This is a genomic window from Paenibacillus sp. FSL H8-0175 (assembly GCF_045040615.1).
In the GTDB taxonomy this organism is placed as follows: Bacteria; Bacillota; Bacilli; order Paenibacillales; family Paenibacillaceae; genus Paenibacillus_AQ; species Paenibacillus_AQ odorifer.
In genome coordinates this window covers 4,903,126-4,923,607 of the sequence record NZ_CP150299.1, presented here as the reverse complement: position 1 = coordinate 4,923,607, position 20,482 = coordinate 4,903,126, and the positions used below count along the sequence as shown (strand labels likewise).

Annotated in this window: 19 protein-coding genes; 16 read left to right on the top strand and 3 right to left on the bottom strand. The window is 47.3% G+C overall.

Annotation, left to right across the window (positions count from 1 at the left end; genetic code table 11):
• The first annotated feature begins 11 nt into the window (after nt 1-11).
• Together MHH46_RS21960 and MHH46_RS21955 are read left to right on the top strand one after the other, a co-directional pair.
• Nucleotides 12-1,745, top strand: a complete 1,734-nt coding sequence (locus MHH46_RS21960) for an ABC transporter ATP-binding protein (RefSeq protein WP_076184143.1) — start codon at nt 12-14, stop codon at nt 1,743-1,745.
• Nucleotides 1,726-3,585, top strand: a complete 1,860-nt coding sequence (locus tag MHH46_RS21955; protein ID WP_076184140.1) for an ABC transporter ATP-binding protein — start codon at nt 1,726-1,728, stop codon at nt 3,583-3,585. The genes MHH46_RS21960 and MHH46_RS21955 overlap by 20 nt, the downstream gene beginning before the upstream one ends.
• A gap of 243 nt (nt 3,586-3,828) precedes the next feature.
• On the opposite strand, the gene MHH46_RS21950 is transcribed toward MHH46_RS21955, so the two are convergent.
• On the bottom strand, nt 3,829-4,134 hold the full coding sequence (locus tag MHH46_RS21950; protein ID WP_076129486.1) for a DUF2627 domain-containing protein: 306 nt from the start codon (nt 4,132-4,134) through the stop codon (nt 3,829-3,831).
• A 167-nt stretch (nt 4,135-4,301) separates the two neighbouring features.
• Between MHH46_RS21950 and lpdA the strand changes: the two genes are divergently transcribed.
• From lpdA to lipB, 5 genes are all read left to right on the top strand, one after another.
• Nucleotides 4,302-5,723, top strand: coding sequence for a dihydrolipoyl dehydrogenase (gene lpdA / locus MHH46_RS21945; RefSeq protein WP_076184136.1), 1,422 nt, complete (start codon nt 4,302-4,304; stop codon nt 5,721-5,723).
• A 141-nt stretch (nt 5,724-5,864) separates the two neighbouring features.
• Nucleotides 5,865-6,896 (top strand): thiamine pyrophosphate-dependent dehydrogenase E1 component subunit alpha, encoded by a 1,032-nt coding sequence (locus tag MHH46_RS21940; protein WP_076184133.1) that lies wholly within the window; start codon nt 5,865-5,867, stop codon nt 6,894-6,896.
• A 3-nt stretch (nt 6,897-6,899) separates the two neighbouring features.
• Nucleotides 6,900-7,886, top strand: a complete 987-nt coding sequence (locus MHH46_RS21935; protein ID WP_036676034.1) for an alpha-ketoacid dehydrogenase subunit beta — start codon at nt 6,900-6,902, stop codon at nt 7,884-7,886.
• 145 nt (nt 7,887-8,031) lie between these two features.
• Nucleotides 8,032-9,402: a dihydrolipoamide acetyltransferase family protein gene (locus tag MHH46_RS21930; RefSeq protein ID WP_076193183.1), complete on the top strand. Its 1,371-nt coding sequence runs from the start codon at nt 8,032-8,034 to the stop codon at nt 9,400-9,402.
• 55 nt (nt 9,403-9,457) lie between these two features.
• The gene (gene lipB, locus MHH46_RS21925; RefSeq protein WP_076193185.1) at nt 9,458-10,177 is read left to right on the top strand and encodes a lipoyl(octanoyl) transferase LipB; all 720 of its coding nucleotides are present in this window, start codon (nt 9,458-9,460) and stop codon (nt 10,175-10,177) included.
• Nucleotides 10,178-10,247: 70 nt separating this feature from the next.
• Here lipB and prli42 read toward each other — a convergent pair whose 3' ends face one another.
• Nucleotides 10,248-10,349 carry a stressosome-associated protein Prli42 gene (gene prli42 / locus MHH46_RS21920; RefSeq protein WP_094872112.1) on the bottom strand — a complete coding sequence of 34 codons (102 nt, stop codon included), beginning with the start codon at nt 10,347-10,349 and terminating at the stop codon, nt 10,248-10,250.
• 94 nt (nt 10,350-10,443) lie between these two features.
• Between prli42 and MHH46_RS21915 the strand changes: the two genes are divergently transcribed.
• Nucleotides 10,444-11,571, top strand: a complete 1,128-nt coding sequence (locus tag MHH46_RS21915; protein WP_076129490.1) for a tripeptidase T — start codon at nt 10,444-10,446, stop codon at nt 11,569-11,571.
• Between the two features lie 1,723 nt (nt 11,572-13,294).
• Here the strand turns inward: MHH46_RS21915 and MHH46_RS21910 are convergent.
• Nucleotides 13,295-13,468 (bottom strand): hypothetical protein, encoded by a 174-nt coding sequence (locus tag MHH46_RS21910; RefSeq protein WP_162636775.1) that lies wholly within the window; start codon nt 13,466-13,468, stop codon nt 13,295-13,297.
• Nucleotides 13,469-13,545: 77 nt separating this feature from the next.
• On the opposite strand from MHH46_RS21910, the gene MHH46_RS21905 reads away from it, so the two are divergent.
• The 8 genes from MHH46_RS21905 to MHH46_RS21870 all read left to right on the top strand — a co-directional run bounded on the left by MHH46_RS21905 (nt 13,546) and on the right by MHH46_RS21870 (nt 20,335).
• Nucleotides 13,546-14,118, top strand: a complete 573-nt coding sequence (locus MHH46_RS21905) for an NUDIX hydrolase (RefSeq protein ID WP_036676048.1) — start codon at nt 13,546-13,548, stop codon at nt 14,116-14,118.
• A complete protein-coding gene (locus MHH46_RS21900; protein WP_076192310.1) occupies nt 14,109-15,308 on the top strand; it encodes an endonuclease Q family protein in 1,200 nt (399 codons plus the stop codon). The genes MHH46_RS21905 and MHH46_RS21900 overlap by 10 nt, the downstream gene beginning before the upstream one ends.
• A gap of 82 nt (nt 15,309-15,390) precedes the next feature.
• Nucleotides 15,391-16,041 carry a stage II sporulation protein M gene (gene spoIIM, locus MHH46_RS21895; protein WP_036676050.1) on the top strand — a complete coding sequence of 217 codons (651 nt, stop codon included), beginning with the start codon at nt 15,391-15,393 and terminating at the stop codon, nt 16,039-16,041.
• A 90-nt stretch (nt 16,042-16,131) separates the two neighbouring features.
• A complete protein-coding gene (locus MHH46_RS21890; RefSeq protein WP_036676051.1) occupies nt 16,132-16,596 on the top strand; it encodes a Fur family transcriptional regulator in 465 nt (154 codons plus the stop codon).
• Between the two features lie 163 nt (nt 16,597-16,759).
• Nucleotides 16,760-16,993, top strand: a complete 234-nt coding sequence (locus MHH46_RS21885) for a DUF4227 family protein (protein ID WP_036676052.1) — start codon at nt 16,760-16,762, stop codon at nt 16,991-16,993.
• Between the two features lie 159 nt (nt 16,994-17,152).
• Complete coding sequence (gene xerD, locus MHH46_RS21880; protein ID WP_076192308.1) at nt 17,153-18,046, top strand: site-specific tyrosine recombinase XerD; 894 nt, start codon at nt 17,153-17,155, stop codon at nt 18,044-18,046.
• 242 nt (nt 18,047-18,288) lie between these two features.
• A complete protein-coding gene (gene deoB, locus MHH46_RS21875; protein WP_076129494.1) occupies nt 18,289-19,467 on the top strand; it encodes a phosphopentomutase in 1,179 nt (392 codons plus the stop codon).
• A 49-nt stretch (nt 19,468-19,516) separates the two neighbouring features.
• A complete protein-coding gene (locus MHH46_RS21870; RefSeq protein WP_036676055.1) occupies nt 19,517-20,335 on the top strand; it encodes a purine-nucleoside phosphorylase in 819 nt (272 codons plus the stop codon).
• Nucleotides 20,336-20,482: the final 147 nt, after the last annotated feature.

Genomic DNA, 20,482 nt, shown 5'->3' with positions numbered 1-20,482 from the left:
AGGGTATGCGAATGGCTTTGATTTTCTCTTTTCTCAAAAAATATAAGGTAGCTGCAATAGCTGCCCTTGTAATGATGCTCATTGAATTGACGGTAGAATTATCACAGCCTTTGATCATTTCCAAAATCATTGACTTGGGGATCCGAGAAAAAGATACCTCTGTAGTATGGCTGTGGGGCAGTGTATTGATCGGCAGCGCGGTAGTTGCGTTTACAGCCGGGGTACTCAGTTCTTTTTTTGCTGCCCATGCAAGTCAGAGCTTTGCGTTCGATCTTAGGGACAAATTGTACGAAAAGGTACAGTCTTTTACGTATGAAGTATTTAATCGTTTTGCTACTTCGTCACTGATTACCCGTCTGACTGGCGATGTATCACAGCTGCAGGATACTATTTTTATGAGCTTGCGCTTTATGACACGGGTGCCACTTGTTGTGGTAGGCAGTGTGATTATGGCGTTAGTTGTTCATGTGAAGCTGGGATTACTGCTGACGGTGGCGTTACCTTTGTTGATTTTTTTCCTCTATTGGATTATGAGAAAAGCTTCCTTGTTATTTCGTACGGTCCAGCAGCGTTTAGACGGAGTTAATGGCGTGATTCAGGAGAACCTTACGGGTATTCGCTTGATCCGCGTATTTGTGCGTATGGGGTATGAGATTGAACGTTTCACGGTATTTAGCGGGAATTTGATGAGATCAACAGTGTCTGCCTTGCGTTTGACTGAGACGACGATGCCTTTTGTTATGCTTATTGTGAATGCGGCGATTTTGGCGATTTTATGGTTTGGACGGATAGCCATTTCCAGCGGGGATGCTACTTTGGGTCAGACTGTTGCTGTTATTAATTACTCCTTGCGAACAATTGGAGCGTTATCAGCTATCTCTGGTCTTGTTGTAACGTTTTCCCGCGCTCGTGCCTCCTCTCAACGTGTTTCAGAAGTTATGGAAGCGGGAGCTGGAGTTCGTGAAGGCGGGACTTTGCAAGGTGAGCCGATTCAGGGCCACGTTAAATTTGAAGGCGTTTGCTTTAAGTATCCTAATAGTGATATCTCTGTCCTGGAGGACATTCATTTTGAAGTAGCTGCTGGTGAGCGAGTAGCGATTATGGGGGCGACCGGATCAGGAAAATCCTCACTCGTGAGTTTGATTCCGCGCTTGTATGAAGAGACAGACGGCACCATTTGGATTGACGGTGAAAAAAGTGCTGATATCGATATTTCCAGACTGCGGAAATCGATAGGTTATGTGCCTCAGGAATTGCAGCTTTTCAGCGGATCAATTCGCGATAATATTGCATGGGGCAATGAACACGCCACACTGGAACAAATCCAACAAGCAGCGGGAGCTGCACAAATTCACGAGACGGTAAAAGGGTTGCCAGATGGTTATGACACGATGCTTGGTCAACGAGGGGTTAATCTCTCCGGCGGACAAAAGCAGCGGTTAACGATTGCCCGTGCACTTGTTAGAAAACCGGCTATGTTGATCCTTGATGACAGCACCAGTGCCCTTGATGCGGTTACGGAAGGGCTTTTGCTGGAGGCGCTAAAGGATATCTCCTGTACAACCTTTTTGATTACTCAGAAAATCAGTTCAACGGCATCAGCCGATTTGATCCTGTTGCTGGATGAGGGACGATTAATTGGCAAAGGCTCGCATAAGGAGCTTATGGCAAGCTCCGAGCTGTACCGCAAGATTTATGAATCACAGGTAGAGGAGGCGAAGCAGCATGTTCAAAGCATTAATTGAACCTTTTCGTCATCCTAAACCGAATTTTGAACTTGGCGTGGGACGAAGTCTAGGGACAGCATCTGGCGGCAAACCCAAAGCAAAGGCGAAGGATTGGTCAGGGACGCTGATCCGGATCTGGAGTTATCTAGCTGAGCGTAAAGCCAAGCTTATTCTTGTACTGATCATGGTTGTCTTCAGCTCAGCGCTAGCGCTGCTGGGGCCATACATGATTGGCAGAGCGGTGGATAATTATCTGGAAGGTACCGGCGGGCGATCATGGGTTGTTTTTCTGACAAGCCTTGCTTGTGTGTACATTTTTTATTCTCTGACTTCTTGGCTGCAAAACATATGGATGATCGAAATTGCTCAAGAAACTGTATTACGGATGCGTACGGAGCTATTCTCCCATTTACACCGTCTGCCTATTTCCTTTTTTAATCGGAGACAGCAGGGGGAAATTATGAGCCGTCTTACCAATGATATCGAGAACGTCAGCTCTACGTTGAATAGCTCGGCTATTCAGATATTTTCAAGTGTCTTAACCTTGCTAGGAACCGTAGGGGTTATGCTGTGGCTTAGTCCCTTGTTGACGCTGCTCACATTCCTCGTAGTGCCTTTGATGTTGTTAGGCATGCGCTGGATTACACGCCGTACAGGCCCACTATTTAAAGAACGTCAGCGCAATGTAGGGGAGCTTAACGGTTATATTGAGGAGACCTTATCCGGACAACGGATTATCAAGGCTTTTTCACAAGAGGAACGCGTCATCTCTGGTTTTCATGAACGCAACAAGCGAATTATGCTGTCAGGCTACTGGGCGCAGTCCATTTCTGGTTTCATCCCCAAGCTTATGAATGGTCTTAATAATCTCAGCTTCGCCATAGTTGCAGGAATTGGTGGTCTGCTTGCGATCCGTGGGTCGATTACAGTGGGTGTGATCATCGTATTCGTGGAATATACCCGCCAGTTTACTCGTCCGCTTAATGATTTAGCGAATCAGTGGAATACCTTGCTCTCAGCGGTGGCAGGGGCCGAGCGGGTGTTTGAAGTGCTGGACGAAGAGACCGAGGCTAAAGATGAAGGTGCAGCCAAATCACTTGAAACTGTACAGGGTGCGGTGAAGTTTGAAAATGTAGCCTTTTCTTATGATGGAGGTTCTAACACGCTGCAGGATATCAGCTTTGTAGCGAAGCCTGGCGAGATGATCGCTTTAGTTGGACCTACCGGTGCTGGCAAAACAACGCTAATTGGGCTGTTATCCCGTTTCTATGATCCTAATCAGGGGAAAATCACGCTGGATGGCTTAGATATCACTTCGATTCGGCGGGAAAGCTTGAGAAGTCATATGGCCTTTGTATTGCAGGATTCCTTTTTGTTCAAAGGGAGTATCCGCGATAACATCCGATACGGGAGGCTGGATGCGTCCGATGAAGAGGTTGAAGAGGCGGCTAAGCTGGCCAATGCCCATTCTTTTATTATGCGAATGCCCGAAGGTTATGAACGGATGCTCTCGGCGGATGGCAGCGGTATAAGCCAAGGGCAGAAGCAGCTGCTCTCCATTGCGAGAGCGATTCTTGCTAACCCCTCTATGCTTGTGCTTGATGAAGCAACCAGCAGTATTGATACAGTGACCGAGATCAAGATTCAGGAAGGGCTGCAGGCGCTGATGAAAGGGCGAACGAGCTTCGTCATTGCTCATAGACTTGGCACGATACGTGCAGCTGATCGAATTCTTGTGCTTCAGGGCGGCAGATTATTGCAGCAAGGCTCTCATGAAGAGCTGCTGAAGCAAGGCGGACTGTACAGCGAGTTGGTACAGGGGCGGCGGAAAGAGGCGCTTGATAAGGCGGGTATTTAAGAAAAAGGCGGGAATTTTCAGGGAGCGCAGATTGCGTCCATGAAGTTCTCGCCTTTATGTTATTTGTGATAGATAACGAGCACCAGATCGGGTGAACTGGGAGGGTTTGAAATATGGGGGAATCTATTGTACAAATTACAATCAGCAGGGTATTAAGGCTTGATTGTGTGCGATTCGAGATTCAGATGATCAGGTGAATAAATGATGAGATGAAAAAGCTGATCCTAAGTTTAGCATAGCCTCTTAAGAGATCGTTTCCTGCGTTCCGGCTTGTTTCGCCTTTTGCTTCTCCTTGAACCTTGGACCTACGTAATTCTTCTTACGGTCCCTAGCCAGAATCCAGCCACCAAGGAAAGTCATGCCAGCTGCGAAGAGCAGCAATCCACCACCGAAATGCAGCCAAGCAAAGTGGGGCACTACAGAATCATCACCATGCATGGATATGTAATCAAAAATATCATCCTTCATCATGAGGAAGCCCTTCATTGCTATTAAGCCCGGAAACACAAGAATAAGGATGGCAATGAAGCGTGAAATTAACAGTTTCATAAGTGTCTCCTACCCCTCTTAGCCCTTTAGATTCACCCATATGATAACGCTTTAGCAAGAAAAAGTCCATTTGCATATGACGTTTATAAGTTTTGTAATAGAGCAAAAAGAGAGTACAATATACTAAGTAAAATGAACTTACGTGTAATGACTGGAGGATACATATCATGACAATTTCATGTGACGTGGCCATACTTGGCGGAGGTACTGGAGGGTATGTGGCGGCTATTCGCGCTGCACAGCTTGGAAAGTCCGTTGTCGTCATCGAAATGGACAAACTGGGAGGAACCTGTCTGCATCGGGGCTGCATTCCTAGTAAATCGCTGCTCCGTAGTGCAGAGGTATATGCTGAAATCAATGAGAGCGAGAGCTATGGCATTGAGACAAGCGGTGTACAGCTGGTATTCCCAAAGGTACAGAAACGCAAAGAAGCTGTAGTTGAGCAACTTCATCAAGGCGTACAATATTTGATGCGCAAAAATAAAATACAAGTTGTCAAAGGTAAAGGGCGCGTAACGGGTCCTTCTATTTTTTCTCCGCGCAGCGGTGCTGTAGCTGTGGAACTGGAAGATGGGGAGATGGAAACAGTAGTTTCCAGCCATCTTATTATCGCTACGGGCTCACGCCCCCGAGTATTGCCTGGTCTCGAACCAGACGGGAAAGTGATTCTTAGCAGTGATGAAGCTCTCACACTCGAAGAGCTCCCATCCTCTATCATTATTGTGGGCGGCGGTGTAATTGGGGTCGAATGGGCTTCAATGCTGGCTGATTTTGGAGTGCAGGTAACTGTGGTTGAAGCTGCAGGTCAGTTATTGCCTCAAGAGGATGAAGAGATAGCTAAGGAACTGCAACGGTTGTTGAAAAAGCGTGGGGTTAAGGTACTGACTGAAACTACAGTGGATGCTGCAACCTGCCAGGTAACGGAGGATGGAATTTCGATCGAAGCCCGTAAGGGAGAGCAAAGTCAAAGCCTAATGGCAGAAAAATTGCTTGTATCCGTAGGCAGAGTGGCCAACATCGAGAATATTGGTCTGGAAAACACAGACATTCGCTTTGACAAAGGGATTATTGCTGTAAACGCTAGTATGCAGACGGCAGAGCCGCATATTTATGCCATTGGCGACTGCATCGGTGGGCTTCAATTGGCTCATGCAGCCAGTCATGAAGGGATAATGGCGGTTAACCATCTATCTGGTGAGAAGCTACATCCTTATCATACACATTTAGTACCACGTTGTGTCTATACTCGGCCTGAGGTAGCAAGTGTGGGCTACACCGAGAAGGAAGCTAAAGAGCTTGGACATGATGTAGTGATTGGCAAGTTCCCATTCTCGGCCATTGGTAAGGCAATTGTATATGGCCAGAAGGATGGATTTGTCAAAGTTGTAGCGGATCGTAGCAGTGGAGATATTCTTGGTGTGCAGATGATTGGTCCTCATGTGACGGATCTAATTGGAGAAGCGGCCTTGGCACAGCTACTGGATGCAACACCTTGGGAGATTGGTGAAGCTATACATGCTCACCCTACCCTTTCGGAGATTATCGGAGAAGCAATGTTAGCTGTGGATGGAAGATCTATTGGATTTTAGTTTTTCTTAGCTTTTCTTTTTGGGTAGAAAGGGATTATAATATACTCAAGTCAAGTCTTAGTACCAGGTTTTAAGATCAGGGCACAATTGGTCTTAATTCCTGTAAGACTTCAGGCTTTATGAATAAGGAGGTATCTCTTTATGGAACCCCAAGGTACTGTAGAAACGATTAACAGACATAAGCAGCTTGGACTTAGTGACGGCCAGGTCATCGATATGTACAGATATATGTCGCTCGCTCGTAAATACGATGAGCGCAGTCTGCTGCTTCAGCGCGCTGGCAAGATCAACTTTCATGTCTCCGGTATAGGCCAGGAGGCGGGTCAGGTGGCGGCGGCGTTCGCGCTGGACCGGCAAAATGATTATTTTTTACCTTATTACCGCGATTATGCTTTCGTGCTCTCAGTGGGTATGACTACACGCGAACTTATGTTGTCCGTATTCGCTAAGGCAGAAGATCCAAACAGTGGTGGGCGGCAAATGCCGGGTCACTTTGGCAGTAAACGTCTGCGTATTGTGACAGGGTCAAGCCCTGTAACCACGCAGGTCCCTCATGCGGTTGGCTTTGCTCTGGCGGCCAAAATGCAGAAGAAGAAATTCGTCTCCTTTGTAACCTTCGGTGAAGGTTCCAGCAATCAGGGGGATTTTCATGAAGCTTGTAACTTTGCCGGAGTGAATAAGCTGCCGGTTATTATCATGTGCCAGAACAATCAGTACGCAATCTCTGTTCCTGTTCATAAACAGTTAGGCGGCAAGGTTAGCGACCGTGCACTGGGTTATGGATTTCCTGGTGTGCGTGTAGACGGAAACGATCCGCTTGAGGTTTATCGTGTCGTTAAGGAAGCGCGGGAAAGAGCCCTCGCGGGTGAAGGTCCTACGCTGATTGAAGCGATGATGTACCGTTTGTCTCCACACTCCACCTCAGATAATGATCTGGCTTACCGGACCAAAGAAGAGGTTGATGAGAACTGGAAGAAGGACGGCGTAGCAGGATTCCGTAATTACTTGATCGGTCTGGGATTGTGGAGTGACGAGCAAGAACAAGATCTTGCTGCTGAATGCAATCTTGAGCTTAAAGCGGCTATCGAGTATGCCGATAATGCTCCGTTCCCGAAACCGGAAGACACACTGCTGCATGTATACAGTGATTCCGACCTCAAAGGAGGGGCATAAACCATGGCTATAATGGAATATATCGATGCCATCAGGCTCGCGATGAAGGAAGAAATGGAGCGCGATGATTCCGTGTTCGTGCTTGGTGAGGACGTTGGTCTCAAAGGCGGCGTATTTACCACAACTAAAGGTCTACAGGAACAGTTTGGCGAAGAGCGGGTTATGGATACACCCCTCGCTGAATCAGCGATTGCTGGTGTAGCCATCGGAGCAGCTATGTACGGAATGAAACCAATAGCTGAAATGCAATACTCCGACTTTATGCTTCCGGCGACGAATCAAATTATCAGTGAAGCGGCTAAAATCCGCTATCGTTCAAATAACGATTGGAGTTGCCCGGTTGTCATTCGTGCTCCTATTGGCGGCGGGGTGTTCGGCGGTTTGTATCATTCACAGTGTCCAGAATCGATTTTCTTTGGTACACCTGGATTGAAGATTGTAGCGCCTTACTCCGCTTATGATGCTAAAGGATTGCTGAAGGCAGCCGTACGTGATCCTGATCCGGTGCTTTTCTTTGAGAACAAAAAGTGTTACAAGCTGATCAAGGAAGAAGTGCCGGAAGGGGATTACACCGTTCCAATTGGCGAAGCTAATCTGCTGCGTGAGGGAACGGATATTACGGTGATTGGCTACAGTCTCCCGCTGCATTTTGCTATGCAGGCTGCGGAAGAATTGGAACGCGAGGAAGGAATTACAGCACATATTCTTGATCTGCGTACCTTGCAACCGCTGGATCGTGATGCGATCATAGCTGCTGCCCGTCAGACCGGTAAGGTATTGATTGTGCATGAAGATAATAAAACAGGCGGAATTGGCGGCGAAGTGGCGGCCATTATCGCTGAGCATTGTCTGTTCGAGCTGGATGCACCAATCTTCCGTCTTTGTGGTCCCGATGTTCCGGCGATGCCAATCAGCCCGCCAATGGAGAAGTTTTTCATGCTAAGTAAAGAAAAAGTGAAGGCGGAAATGCTCCGGCTGGCACAATATTAATTTGTTGAGTAGATGCGAAGCTTCCTAAAACTCAGGTGATGCTGACGAAGCTTCGTAAAACTTTAAGAATATGCTTACGAAGCAAGTTTTACTATGTAGTCTTTCTAAGAGTCAATGCTTCGTAAAACTTTTAAGGAGTGAAAAGATGTCTGACAACCAAAAGTTGACTGACGTGATCATGCCGCAGCTGGCGGAATCGCTAGTATCGGCGACGATCGGTAAATGGCTGAAGAAACCGGGCGATCCGGTAGAGCAATACGAACCAATATGTGAGCTTATTACAGATAAAGTAAATGCTGAATTACCTTCAACGATAGATGGAGTTATGGGTGAACTATTGGCGGAAGAAGGCCAGGTTGTCAATGTCGGCGAAGTCATTTGTCGTATAGCCGTGCCTGTGACTGCATCTGCTGCTGCAAACGTGACTAACACTAACACAGTTGCAGCTAATTCCTCTAATAATGTTGCAGGACAAAGTGCGACTTCAACTGCTGGCGATATGATGCGTGCACGCTATTCTCCTGCGGTACAGACTTTGGCTGCTGAACATAACATCGATCTGACTTTAGTTGCTGGTACTGGTATGGGTGGTCGGATTACCCGTAAGGATGTGCTGACTTTCCTCGAAAGCGGCGGAGCTAGATCTGCAGCTTCGATTTCTGCTAGCCAGCCTGCCCCAATGGCGTCACAACCGCCTGCTCCACAGTTCGTTCAAGCCCAAGAGAAGAAGGCAGAAGAGCCACTTCGCCATTCGGGTCTACACTTGAGCGAATCTCCTCGTATTCCAACAATTGAAGTTGAGGGTGGCAGAGGCAGCAGTTCTGAATACCTGATTGATGTAACGCCAATCCGGAATACAATTGCTACAAGAATGCGTCAAAGTGTCTCTGAGATTCCGCATGCTTGGACAATGATTGAGGTTGACGTGACTAATCTGGTCGCACTGCGCAATAAACATAAGGATGAGTTCAAGCGTAAAGAAGGTATCAATCTAACCTATCTGGCTTTCATGATGAAGGCTGTTGTGAGTGCGATTAAGGATTACCCGATTATGAACTCTGTCTGGGCTGTAGACAAAATTATTGTCAAACGTGATATCAATATCTCGTTAGCGGTAGGTACAGAAGATTCGGTTATCACTCCTGTGATTAAGAAGGCTGATCAGAAAAATGTCGCTGGGTTGGCTCGTGAGATTGATGAATTGGCACAAAAAACACGCGAAGGCAAACTGAGCCTGGAAGATTTGCAGGGAGGGACTTTCACTGTAAATAATACAGGCTCGTTTGGCTCCATTCTTTCTTATCCAATCATTAACTATCCACAGGCAGCGATTTTAACATTTGAATCGATTGTAAAAAGACCTGTGGTCATTAACGATATGATAGGTGTGCGATCAATGGCTAATATTTGTCTGTCGCTCGATCATCGGATTCTGGACGGAGTCATTTGTGGTCGTTTCTTGCAACGCGTCAAGGATAATATTGAAGGATATACCCCGGATACGAAACTTTACTAAAATAATAACGAGCCAAACTGTGCAGGCATGAGACTGAAAAAGGGGACCTGACGGTATGAATAATTCGGATATTCGTAAGCTGCAGATTTCATATGACCCTATTATGGAGTATGGGACGGCCTGGGAGCTGCAAAAAGAAAGTGTGCATGCCATTGATTCTGGCGAGCAGCCGGAGAGACTTATTCTTTTGCAGCATCCGCCTACCTATACTATTGGTTCACAAAATCATCCTGAACATCTTCTCTTGGATCATGAGCAGCTCGAAGAAAAAGGAATCGCGCTGTTTGAAATCGATCGCGGAGGAGATATTACATATCACGGACCCGGTCAGCTTGTAGGTTATCCGATCCTTAAGCTCGGAGAAGATGGCAAAGTGGATTTGCATGGGTACTTGCGCAGTCTGGAGGCTGTTATTATTGATTATTTGGCATCCTACGGTATTGCCGGAGATCGTAAACCGGAGTACACCGGAGTATGGGTTGGCGATGAGAAGATCTGTGCTATAGGTGTGAAGTTTAATAAGAGTAAATTTAGAAGAGGTTTTATTACCAGTCATGGTTTTGCTTTTAACATTTCTGAGGGGATTGCGGCGCGCGGGTTTCAAGGGATTATTCCATGCGGGATCACCGATTTTGGGATAACTTCTCTAGAGGAATGTGCAGGTCGTCGATTTGAGCTTCAAGAGGTGGCTAGAGAGCTGGTTCCATATTTCTTGAAACATTTTCCATATGAAGAGCTGATGGATACTTTCTGTGATATGGCAAAGGCTGATTAAGAACAAACGTGCAGGCCAAATAGCGGCAAGGAGTTCCTAGCCGCTATTATTAATGCTTCCTGAGCAATGTTTAACCTGCAAGGAACGGCTCGATAACCATAAAGAGCGTAGAGGCAATCATGGCAAACAACATGACGTAGATGAAGATCTTGAACCATTTATTACGTTGCATGGGTAACTCCTTTAGATTTAGTTTAAGTTATTAACATGAAGATGGTAATGCCGTACAACCATTGTACCGTATTCACGAAAGAGAGGGAAGTCCAGTGATTTCACAAGACCGATTGATTCAGGAGTTTATGGAACTTGTCCAAGTTGATAGCGAAACAAGAAATGAACGGCAGATTGCCGATGTCCTTAAGAGTAAGTTTAACGAACTGGGTTTAGAAGTGCTCGAAGACGATTCCCAGGAAAGAACCGGACATGGAGCAGGTAACCTATTCATTACCTGGCCAGCTGAGAATGGAGGAGCTGCTCCAAAGCTTCTGTTCACTTGCCATATGGATACGGTTGTTCCCGGACAAAATATCAAGCCTACACTTGGTTCAGATGGATGGATTACAAGTGATGGCACTACGATTCTTGGAGCTGATGACAAAGCAGGGCTTGCGGCATTGTTCGAAGCCATTCGTGTGATCCAAGAGCAAAAGCTTCCGCATGGTCAGATTCAATTCGTGATTACAGCGGGAGAAGAATCTGGATTGCTGGGCGCACGTTCGATGGATCCAAGTAACTTGGATGCTGACTTCGGCTTTGCACTAGATTCCAATGGTGAAGTTGGAGCGATTGCGGTGGCAGCACCGACACAGGCTAAAATCACGATGCAAATCTTTGGGAAATCGGCTCATGCTGGCGTGAACCCAGAGGACGGCATCAGCGCAATTCAAGTCGCTAGCAAAGCGATTGCAGCCATGAAGCTGGGTCGTATTGATAACGAAACCACAGCGAATATTGGAAAGTTCGCTGGCGGCGGCCCAACGAATGTAGTGTGCGATCACGTCCAGCTGGATGCAGAAGCACGCAGTATTGTGCAGGAGAAGGTTGGCGATCAAATCGCTTCGATGCGCGAAGCGCTCGAGACAACTGTGCGGGAATACGGCGCAGAATGCGAATTCCGCAGTGAAATCATCTACCCTGCTTTTAGCTTTAATGAACATGATCCGGTAGTGCAGCTTGCACAGCGGGCCATTACTTCTATGGGGCTTACTCCACGTCTGTTCCACTCTGGCGGAGGTAGTGACGCTAACGTGTTCAACGGTCTAGATGTTCCGACTGTTAACCTTGCAGTGGGTTATGAACATATCCATACTACCAAGGAACGGATTAAAGCCGAAGATATCGTTAAAGTGGCTGAACTCGTTGTGAATATTGTAAAAGAGAGCGTAAAGGGCTAACCACCTTATAAAACAGCAGAGCAGCGATTCTACCGTAACGGAGGATTGCTGCTCTGTATTTTTTTTATGGGGAGTTTAGTGCAGCTATATTTAGGGTAATCCCAAAAAAGTCATGCGACCTCTAATGCCGCTTTTGGCGAGTCTCGAAGTAGAAATTTCCGGAATGCCCGGATGCCACCCCTCTCTTGAGGCTAAAAGACCCAGATGACGCTAAAAGCAAAATTATCGCCATTTGAGAAGAGTTTCGGACACCAGCGCAGCTATTCCATAAGAAGAGGAGCATATAGTGTGTTTTTCTTGCTGATAGCGTCACTAGGGTCCGATAGCATAGCAAAAGTGCGGAAAAGGTGTGTTTAAGTGCAACTGTGTCCGATAGCGCCAAGTCCGCCCCCTCTTTTGAGGCGAAAGGACCCAGATGACGCTAAAAGCAAAATTATCGCCAATTGAGCAGAGTATCGGACACCAGTGCAGTTATTCCTTAGGAAGAGGAGCATATAGTGTGTTTTTCGTGCCGATAGCGTCACTGGGGTCCGATAGCATAGCAAAAGTGGGGAAAAGGTGTGTTTAAGTGCATCTGTGTCCGATAGCGCGAGTCACACACAGCAAAGAGTCACATTCGATAACACAGAGACACATTACACAGCGCAGAGTCAGCAACGAGTCACATTCGATAGTACTGAGACACATCACACAGCACAGAGACACAACCGATAGCGCCAAGTCCGCCCCCTCTCTTGAGGCGAAAGGACCCAGATGACGCTAAAAGCAAAAATATCGCCATTTGAGCAGAGTTTCGGATACCAGCGCAGCTATTCCTTATAAAGAGTAGCATATAGTGTGTTTTTTGTGCTGATAGCGGTAATGGGGTCCGATAGCATAGCAAAAGTGGGGAAAAGGTGTGTTTAAGGTCAACTGAGTCCGAAAGCGCGAGTCACTTCCAATGGGCAGAGAGCGACAGCACCAAGTCCGCCCCCTCTCTTGAGGCGAAAGGACCCAGATGACGCTAAAAGCAAAATTATCGCCATTTGAGAGGAGTTTCGGACACGAGCGCAGCTATTCCTTAAGAAGAGGAGCATATAGTGTGTTTTTCGTGCTGATAGCGTCACTGGGGTCCGATAGCATAGCAAAAGTGGGGAAAAGGTGTGTTTAAGGTCAACTGAGTCCGAAAGCGCGAGTCACTTCCGATGTGAGAGAGCGATAGCGCCAAGTCCGCCCCCTCTGTTGAGGCGAAAGGACCCAGATGACGCTAAAAGCAAAATTATCGCCAATTGAGCAGAGTATCGGACACCAGTGCAGTTATTCCTTAGGAAGAGGAGCATATAGTGTGTTTTTCGTGCCGATAGCGTCACTGGGGTCCGATAGCCTAGCAAAAGTGAGGAAAAGGTGTGTTTAAGGGCAACTGAGTCCGATAGCGTACAAAGGTAGGCGCAATAGCAACCTAATCAAACAACTTGTGCTAGATATCAGCATCGTGAGCGATCAACAAGTTGTGTCTGACGCCAGCATGGTGAGCGATCAACAAGTTGTGTCACATGCCAGCATCGTAAGCCCATTAGTTGCTTAATCAATCAACCTGTGCCCAATACCAGCGGCCTAAGCGCAATTCCCCCTAATCGGGGCGACGCAAAAAGACTGGGGTGCCCCAGCAGCCATTTCATGGCTTTTGAGACACCCCTATAGTTGTGTGAACATGTATGGCTAAGTCCCAAAGGAGAGGATGAATTCATCCTGCCTTGGACGGAAGAATTGCGGATTGATCGTGCAGGGAAAGAATGTATGCCAAGGGCATATCGCGCCCATACTGCTGGATCCATCCAGCCAAGATGGCCTTTATTTCCTCCGGCTTACCTACCATCATCACTGCGGATGAGCTTGTACGGCTGAAGATTTCATTCATCTGAAATTCCTTCTTTCCCTTTAAGTTTGCTATAATACACCGTATGCACAATAGAGAAAAAGGAGACCAGAAACTTTATGGGAGAACAACATTTGCACAGCAAACCCGAGCTTGATGAAGTGACATTGTCTACACAGCCAGTTTTTGATGGGAAGATTATATCTTTGCAGGTGGACACAGTGAGACTGCCTGATGGAAATACTGCGACACGTGAAGTTGTGAAGCATCCCGGCGCCGTAGCGGTGCTTGCTTTAAACAACAACAAAATGCTTGTTGTAGAGCAATACCGTCAGCCCATGCAACGCACTGAGGTGGAAATTCCTGCTGGGAAGCTGGATAAAGGTGAAGATCCATTAGTTGCGGCTGGTCGTGAACTTCAGGAAGAGACTGGATTTCACAGTGGAGATCTGAAATTGCTTAAATCTTTCTATACTTCTCCCGGCTTCGCCGATGAGATTATTCATTTGTATGTGACTACTAACGCTCAACCAGGGGACATGTCACTGGACGAGGATGAATTTCTAGAGGTTTCGGAGCTTACCCTGGAGGAAGCGTATCAATATATGGCTGACGGGCGCATCGCGGATGCAAAAACGATGATGGCAGTGTACGCTTGGCATCTATACACGCTGACAGGCCAATGGAATTAACAACTGAACTGAAGAGTTTCTATTGCGATTTGCATGTTCATATTGGGCGAACGTCGGAAGGTCAGGCTGTCAAAATTAGCGGCAGCCGCGAGCTTACCTTTGCGGGCATTGCCAAAGAAGCTGCAGAGCGCAAGGGACTAGAAATGATCGGTATTATAGATAGTCATTCACCTGGCGTACTGCGGGATATTCAGCGCTCTTTGGAATCTGGAGAGATGACATTAGCTGAAGGTGGAGGCATTGCTTACCGAGGGACTACGATCATTCTGGGAACAGAGATTGAAATCCGCGAGCCAGGGCGAAAAGAGTGCCATGTGCTCGCTTACATGCCGGACGTGGAACGCATGACCGACTTTAGTGCGTGGATGAGCCGCTATATGCGGAACGTGAATCTAAGTTCCCAACGCCTGTATGCTCCGGCTAGGGAGCTTCAGGATGAGATTTACGGCCGGGGAGGCATTCTTATCCCTGCACATATTTTCACGCCTCACAAGGGCTTGTACGGCTGTGCTGCCGAGCGTATGGCGGACATCTTTGATCTGGACCGCATAGCTGCGGTTGAACTTGGGCTGAGTGCAGATTCCGAAATGGCTGGATATCTCTCTGAGCTGGATAATTTCACGTTTCTAACCAACTCAGATGCGCATTCACTGGGTAAGTTAGGGCGTGAGTATAATGTGATGGAGCTGGCACGGCCTTCGTTCGCTGAACTGCGGCTTGCACTGGAACGTAAAGATGGGCGGAAGGTAAGTGCTAATTTCGGACTTAATCCGCGGCTTGGCAAATACCACCGGAGCTATTGCGGGGGCTGTGGCAGTATTATTGATGAGGCTTATGTCAACTCGGACCGTTGCCAATATTGCGGCAGTCTTAAGCTGGTTAGAGGTGTCTTCGACCGGATCCTAGATATTGCGGACAGCAAGACGCCGTTAGTGCCTGCTGACCGTCCACCCTATCATTATCAGGTTCCGCTTGAATTTATCCCGGGGTTAGGGAAGGCGAAGATGAACGCGTTACTGCAAGCGTTTGGAACTGAGATGAACATTTTACATGGTTGTGGTGAAGCGGAAATTGCCGGCGTTGTAGGTGCGGATCTGGCGTCGATGATCGTCCAGGCCCGCTCTGGAATTTTGGAGCTATCAGCAGGCGGTGGCGGGACGTACGGTAAAGTGGTTCGGCCCAGAAAGTAGAGTCATTACCTGAAGGACAAGTCATATCGCGGGACGTTTTCTCATATGGTGTAACATGTAACCGGAAAGGGGAATGTCCCAAATGCGTAATTTACGGCTGATGATGAAGGAACAGACGCCTCTGTATATTTTTGTCGGCGTATTATTTCTGGTAGGTGTTGTATTTGGAGCTCTTATCGTTAGTGCGCTTACGATGGATCAGCAGCAGGAGCTGGGGGATTATCTGGGGAATTTCTTTGTTACGGTTGATCAGCAAGGTCTGCCAGCCGCACCTGATTCGTACTGGAGTATAGCGGCCTTGAATCTGAAATGGATCGGACTGATCTGGATTCTTGGGCTGTCGGTCATTGGGCTGCCGGGAATTTTGATTCTTGATTTTTTAAAAGGGGTACTGATCGGTTTTACGGTTGGCTGTCTGGTCAGTCAATATTCTTGGCATGGGATGTTGTTCGCGTTAGTCTCTGTGGCTCCACATAATCTGGTGCTGATCCCTGTGTTGCTGGTTAGCAGTGCAGCTGCGATAGCTTTTTCCTTGCAGATGATCCGCAGCCGGGTGATGGGACAGCGCCGGACGCCAGTGACTCGTCCTTTTACCATGTACACTATATTGTCATTTGTGATGGCGCTTTTGATCCTGGGTATTTCATGTTTTGAGACCTGGGTTACACCAACCATGATGCGTTGGGTCACGCCTTCACTTGTACAAGCGGTGACGACCTTGACTGTGCAGTAAAAGCGTTTGACTTCTGAAAGCGACACCCCCTATAATGGAAGAAGTGGTTTGAAGACCGGTGCGGTAATTATCCAAGGGGGAGGGAGACAGGTGGAAGCACGGATAGACAAGATTAAGCAACAGTTACAATCCCAAGGATACAAGCTTACACCCCAACGGGAAGCGACCTTAAGAGTGCTGCTGGAGAATGAGGAAGATCATCTTAGCGCGGAAGACGTATTTATGCTCGTGAAGGAGAAAGCTCCCGAGATCGGTCTTGCGACTGTGTATCGTACCCTCGAACTTCTCAGTGAGCTTCATGTCGTAGAAAAGATCAATTTCGGCGACGGTGTAGCCCGGTATGATTTGCGAACAGATACTGCGAAGCATCATCATCATCACTTAATTTGTGTGCAATGCGGCAGTATGGATGAGATTCGCGAGGATTGGCTCGGTCCGCTGGAAGAACGACTGGAGAAAGAGTTTAATTTCACAGTGCTTGATCATAGACTTGATTTCCATGGGATTTGCTACCGCTGTACTGATAAGAACAATACAGACGGAAATCCATCCTAAAGTTATCTTATATTAAGAATTAACTTCACAAGTCCTCCCCGGTTCCTATACCGGAGGGGGCTTTTTAAATGATTAGTCTATTAGAGCCATACATATCAGCCTTTTTTGGAGCATAAAATGAAGGACGAGCAGAATTCATTTATATGTAATAGGAGGCGTCCTTATGATTGTTTCTGTGCCCAAAACAGTGCGTAAGCTGTATTTTATGATCATGTTTGTGGCTCTGAGCTATTTACTCTACTATGCTATGAGCTGGTTAGGGGAATGGCTCAGTCCGATAGAGAACTATGGAATTCCTGAAGGCACCGCTGTTCGGGCATTTGATCACGCCGAGGTTGGTGATGATGGTCTGGATGCGCGGCAGCGCTTGCGTTTCTATTACTGGTTCGGAGAATGAAAGCTCCGCAGGAAGCAGGAACAAGCGAGAAGAATGTCGAAGAAAGCTAGGGTGGATTTATGCAGAGTAAGCGTTGTGTACACATCTGCTAAAGCCTCATGCTGAATGTGCTGCAGGAAGACACTAAGAGTAGCTGCGCCAGGACAGGAGCGTGAAATAATGAAGTCACACTTGCAGCCTTTTTTACATTATTTGTCCGGAGATAAAGGCTTGTCCCCGAATACACTGGAATCTTACGGTAGGGATGTATCGCAGTTTCTAGAGTTTGCTGAAGAGCGGGGGGTTGAGCAGCCTGAAGAAATCCGAAGATCTCATGTGATGTTATATCTTGGCTCCTTACGCGGAGCGGGAAGAGCCACTGCAACGCTCAACAGAAACGCGGTGTCCCTGCGGGCCTTTTTTCATTATTTGCTGAAGGAACGTTTAATTGAGCAGGATCCAACACTGGACATGGAAACCATGAAGCCCGATAAGAAGCCACCTATGGTGCTTGCGGTTTCGGAGGTTGAGCGGCTGCTAGCTGCTCCAGATGTGAGTACAGCACAAGGGATGCGCGATAAGGCTATGCTGGAATTGCTCTACGCAACGGGGATAAAGGTTTCTGAATTAATTTCTCTTAACGTAGACGATGTGCATACAGACATGAAGTTTGCGCGTTGTACAGGGACTTCGGGCAAGGAACGAGTGGTTCCCATTGGAACCATTGCTGCAGAGAGTGTAGCAGCTTACACTTCTCTTATGCGGGACAAGCTGCTTCGTGATCATCAGGAGGAGCCGGCTATATTCCTGAATAGCCTAGGTGGGCGTTTAACCCGCCAGGGGTTCTGGAAAATCATAAAAAAATACGCTCGGGAAGCAAACATTGAGCAGGATATTACACCGCATACGCTTAGGCATTCCTTTGCCGCCCATTTACTGGAAGGTGGAGCGGATTTGCGTTCCGTACAACAAATGCTGGGTCATGCTGATATTTCGACGACTCAGATTTATAACGGTATCGCGCGTAAGAATATGAAGGAAGTATATGAGAGCCATCATCCCAGAGCTCGCTGATCATGCTTCAAAGATGCTTTTTGTGAGTAAGATAGTTATGATGGAATCATACTTATAGGATAGACTGGGGAATGGGTAATTTTCCACAGGTTATCCTTTGGCAGAAACGGATACCTGACAGGCGATACATTGTATCGCTAGCTACGGAAGCGTCTGACTTCCGGGAGAAGGTACAGCCGTTTCTTCTTGTTGGTGCAAACGAATGAACGAACGATCTATATTAAAAAAGGAGTGAAGACAATATGTCCTCATTTAAACGAATTGGTTTTATTGTTTTGGATAGTGTAGGTATCGGAGAAGCTCCAGATGCTGCGAATTTTGGTGATGCAGGGTCGCATACGCTTGGCCATATTTTGAACCGTGTTCCCGGATTAAAACTGCCTAACCTTCAGCAGTTAGGATTAGCTAATATTGCTCCGCTGCCGCCGCTTGAACCTGTAGCTTCACCAACTGGATATTATGGCAAGATGCAGGAAGTATCTGTAGGTAAGGATACGATGACCGGGCACTGGGAGCTGATGGGGCTGAAAATTGAGGTTCCATTCAATACGTATCCGGATGGATTTCCGGCAGAATTGATTGAGAAATTCGAAGCAGCAACTGGCCGGAAAGTGATCGGTAATAAACCGGCTTCCGGTACGGAAATTTTAGTTGAATATGGCGAAGAGCAGATGAAGACCGGAGCTTGGATTGTGTACACCTCTGCGGACAGTGTATTCCAGCTTGCGGCACATGAAGATATCATTCCACTGGAAGAGCTATACAGCGCGTGTAAAATCGCCCGTGAGCTAACTATGGCTCCTGAATTCTCCGTAGGGCGCGTTATTGCTCGTCCATATGTTGGCGAACCAGGAAAGTTCGTACGGACCTCGAATCGCCATGATTATGCCGTGAAACCACCGGAACCAACGGTAATGAATTCGCTGGCTGATATCGGAAAAGATGTTATCGCGGTAGGAAAGATCAACGATATTTTCACAGGTGAAGGGGTTACAGCTTCTTACCCTACGAAGAGCAATGAACATGGTATCGAAGTTACCATTGAGCAGCTTCGCCAACCGTTCAACGGGTTGCTGTTCACGAATCTGGTGGATTTTGACTCTTTATATGGACACCGTCGCGATCCGGAAGGATACGGTCATGCACTGGAAGTATTCGATCAGGCGCTGCCTGAAATTCTATCCACGCTTGGTGAAGATGACCTGTTGATTATTTCAGCAGATCATGGGAATGATCCAATCCATAGTGGAACAGATCATACTCGTGAATATGTGCCGCTGCTTATTTACAGCCCACGCCTTAAGCATCCAGATAGCTTGGGTATTCGTGAGACCTTTTCGGATGTTGCTGCAACCATTGCTGATAATTTCGGTGCGAAGGCACCGCAGTATGGGACAAGCTTTTTAGCGAAACTGCAATGAAAGAATGTGGGTTGCGCCACAACATTCATTAAGGAGGATCATCCATAGCATGTTAACTCAAAAAGAAATTCAAGAAGCAGCCATTTATATAAAAGACAAATGTCCGGTGGCTCCGGAAATTGGATTGATCCTTGGTTCAGGACTCGGTGTGCTGGCAGACCTGATCACCGATGGAATCAGCATTCCATATGATGAGATTCCTCACTTCCCTGTGTCCACTGTAGAAGGGCATGAGGGAGAACTGCTGATCGGTATGATTGAAGGACGCCGTGTCGTGATGATGAAGGGCCGCTTTCATATGTATGAGGGTTATGGACCGGAGGTTACGGCATTCCCTGTTCGGGTTATGAAAGAACTTGGTATAGCCAGCCTATTAGTAACTAATGCTGCTGGTGGAGTGAACACAGATTTCACGCCGGGCGATCTTATGCTCCTTACGGATCATCTGAATATGACGGGACGGAACCCGTTAATAGGACCTAATGATCCTGCACTGGGCGTGCGCTTCCCGGATATGTCAACCGCTTATAGCCGCCGCCTGATCAAGGTAGCGAAGGAAACGGCAGCGCAGCAGAATTTCGAATTCAAAGAAGGTGTATATGCAGGTCTGCTGGGACCTTGCTACGAAACACCTGCTGAAATCGTAATGCTTCGTCATCTAGGGGCTGACGCTGTGGGCATGTCTACTGTGTCGGAAACCATTGTTGCCCGGCATGCAGGTATCGAGGTATTGGGTATCTCCTGTATTACTAACATGGCTGCGGGAATCCTGGATCAACCGCTCAACCATGAAGAGGTTATGGAAACTGCAGATCGTGTGCGTGAGCGTTTCCTGAAGCTGGTGTTGGGCTTTATTCCGAAAATGTAATTTCGGATACTGCATTTTGAATTTTTGGGAGGTCCAATCTATGACACAAGTGAATGAGCTTGAGCCATTGACGTTTGAACAGATAATGAAGGTAACTAATTTGACTAGACCAAAATTTATCGGACTTGCTCGCGCAATTGTCCGTGA

Excerpts from the sequence above, each read along its gene's own strand:
- MHH46_RS21960 (WP_076184143.1), top strand. The coding sequence starts at position 12 with ATGGCTTTGATTTTCTCTTTTCTCAAAAAATATAAGGTAGCTGCAATA.
- MHH46_RS21955 (WP_076184140.1), top strand. The coding sequence starts at position 1,726 with ATGTTCAAAGCATTAATTGAACCTTTTCGTCATCCTAAACCGAATTTT.
- MHH46_RS21950 (WP_076129486.1), bottom strand. The coding sequence starts at position 4,134 with ATGAAACTGTTAATTTCACGCTTCATTGCCATCCTTATTCTTGTGTTT.
- lpdA (WP_076184136.1), top strand. The coding sequence starts at position 4,302 with ATGACAATTTCATGTGACGTGGCCATACTTGGCGGAGGTACTGGAGGG.
- MHH46_RS21940 (WP_076184133.1), top strand. The coding sequence starts at position 5,865 with ATGGAACCCCAAGGTACTGTAGAAACGATTAACAGACATAAGCAGCTT.
- MHH46_RS21935 (WP_036676034.1), top strand. The coding sequence starts at position 6,900 with ATGGCTATAATGGAATATATCGATGCCATCAGGCTCGCGATGAAGGAA.
- MHH46_RS21930 (WP_076193183.1), top strand. The coding sequence starts at position 8,032 with ATGTCTGACAACCAAAAGTTGACTGACGTGATCATGCCGCAGCTGGCG.
- lipB (WP_076193185.1), top strand. The coding sequence starts at position 9,458 with ATGAATAATTCGGATATTCGTAAGCTGCAGATTTCATATGACCCTATT.
- prli42 (WP_094872112.1), bottom strand. The coding sequence starts at position 10,349 with ATGCAACGTAATAAATGGTTCAAGATCTTCATCTACGTCATGTTGTTT.
- MHH46_RS21910 (WP_162636775.1), bottom strand. The coding sequence starts at position 13,468 with ATGAATGAAATCTTCAGCCGTACAAGCTCATCCGCAGTGATGATGGTA.
- MHH46_RS21905 (WP_036676048.1), top strand. The coding sequence starts at position 13,546 with ATGGGAGAACAACATTTGCACAGCAAACCCGAGCTTGATGAAGTGACA.
- MHH46_RS21900 (WP_076192310.1), top strand. The coding sequence starts at position 14,109 with ATGGAATTAACAACTGAACTGAAGAGTTTCTATTGCGATTTGCATGTT.
- spoIIM (WP_036676050.1), top strand. The coding sequence starts at position 15,391 with ATGCGTAATTTACGGCTGATGATGAAGGAACAGACGCCTCTGTATATT.
- MHH46_RS21885 (WP_036676052.1), top strand. The coding sequence starts at position 16,760 with ATGATTGTTTCTGTGCCCAAAACAGTGCGTAAGCTGTATTTTATGATC.
- xerD (WP_076192308.1), top strand. The coding sequence starts at position 17,153 with ATGAAGTCACACTTGCAGCCTTTTTTACATTATTTGTCCGGAGATAAA.
- deoB (WP_076129494.1), top strand. The coding sequence starts at position 18,289 with ATGTCCTCATTTAAACGAATTGGTTTTATTGTTTTGGATAGTGTAGGT.
- MHH46_RS21870 (WP_036676055.1), top strand. The coding sequence starts at position 19,517 with ATGTTAACTCAAAAAGAAATTCAAGAAGCAGCCATTTATATAAAAGAC.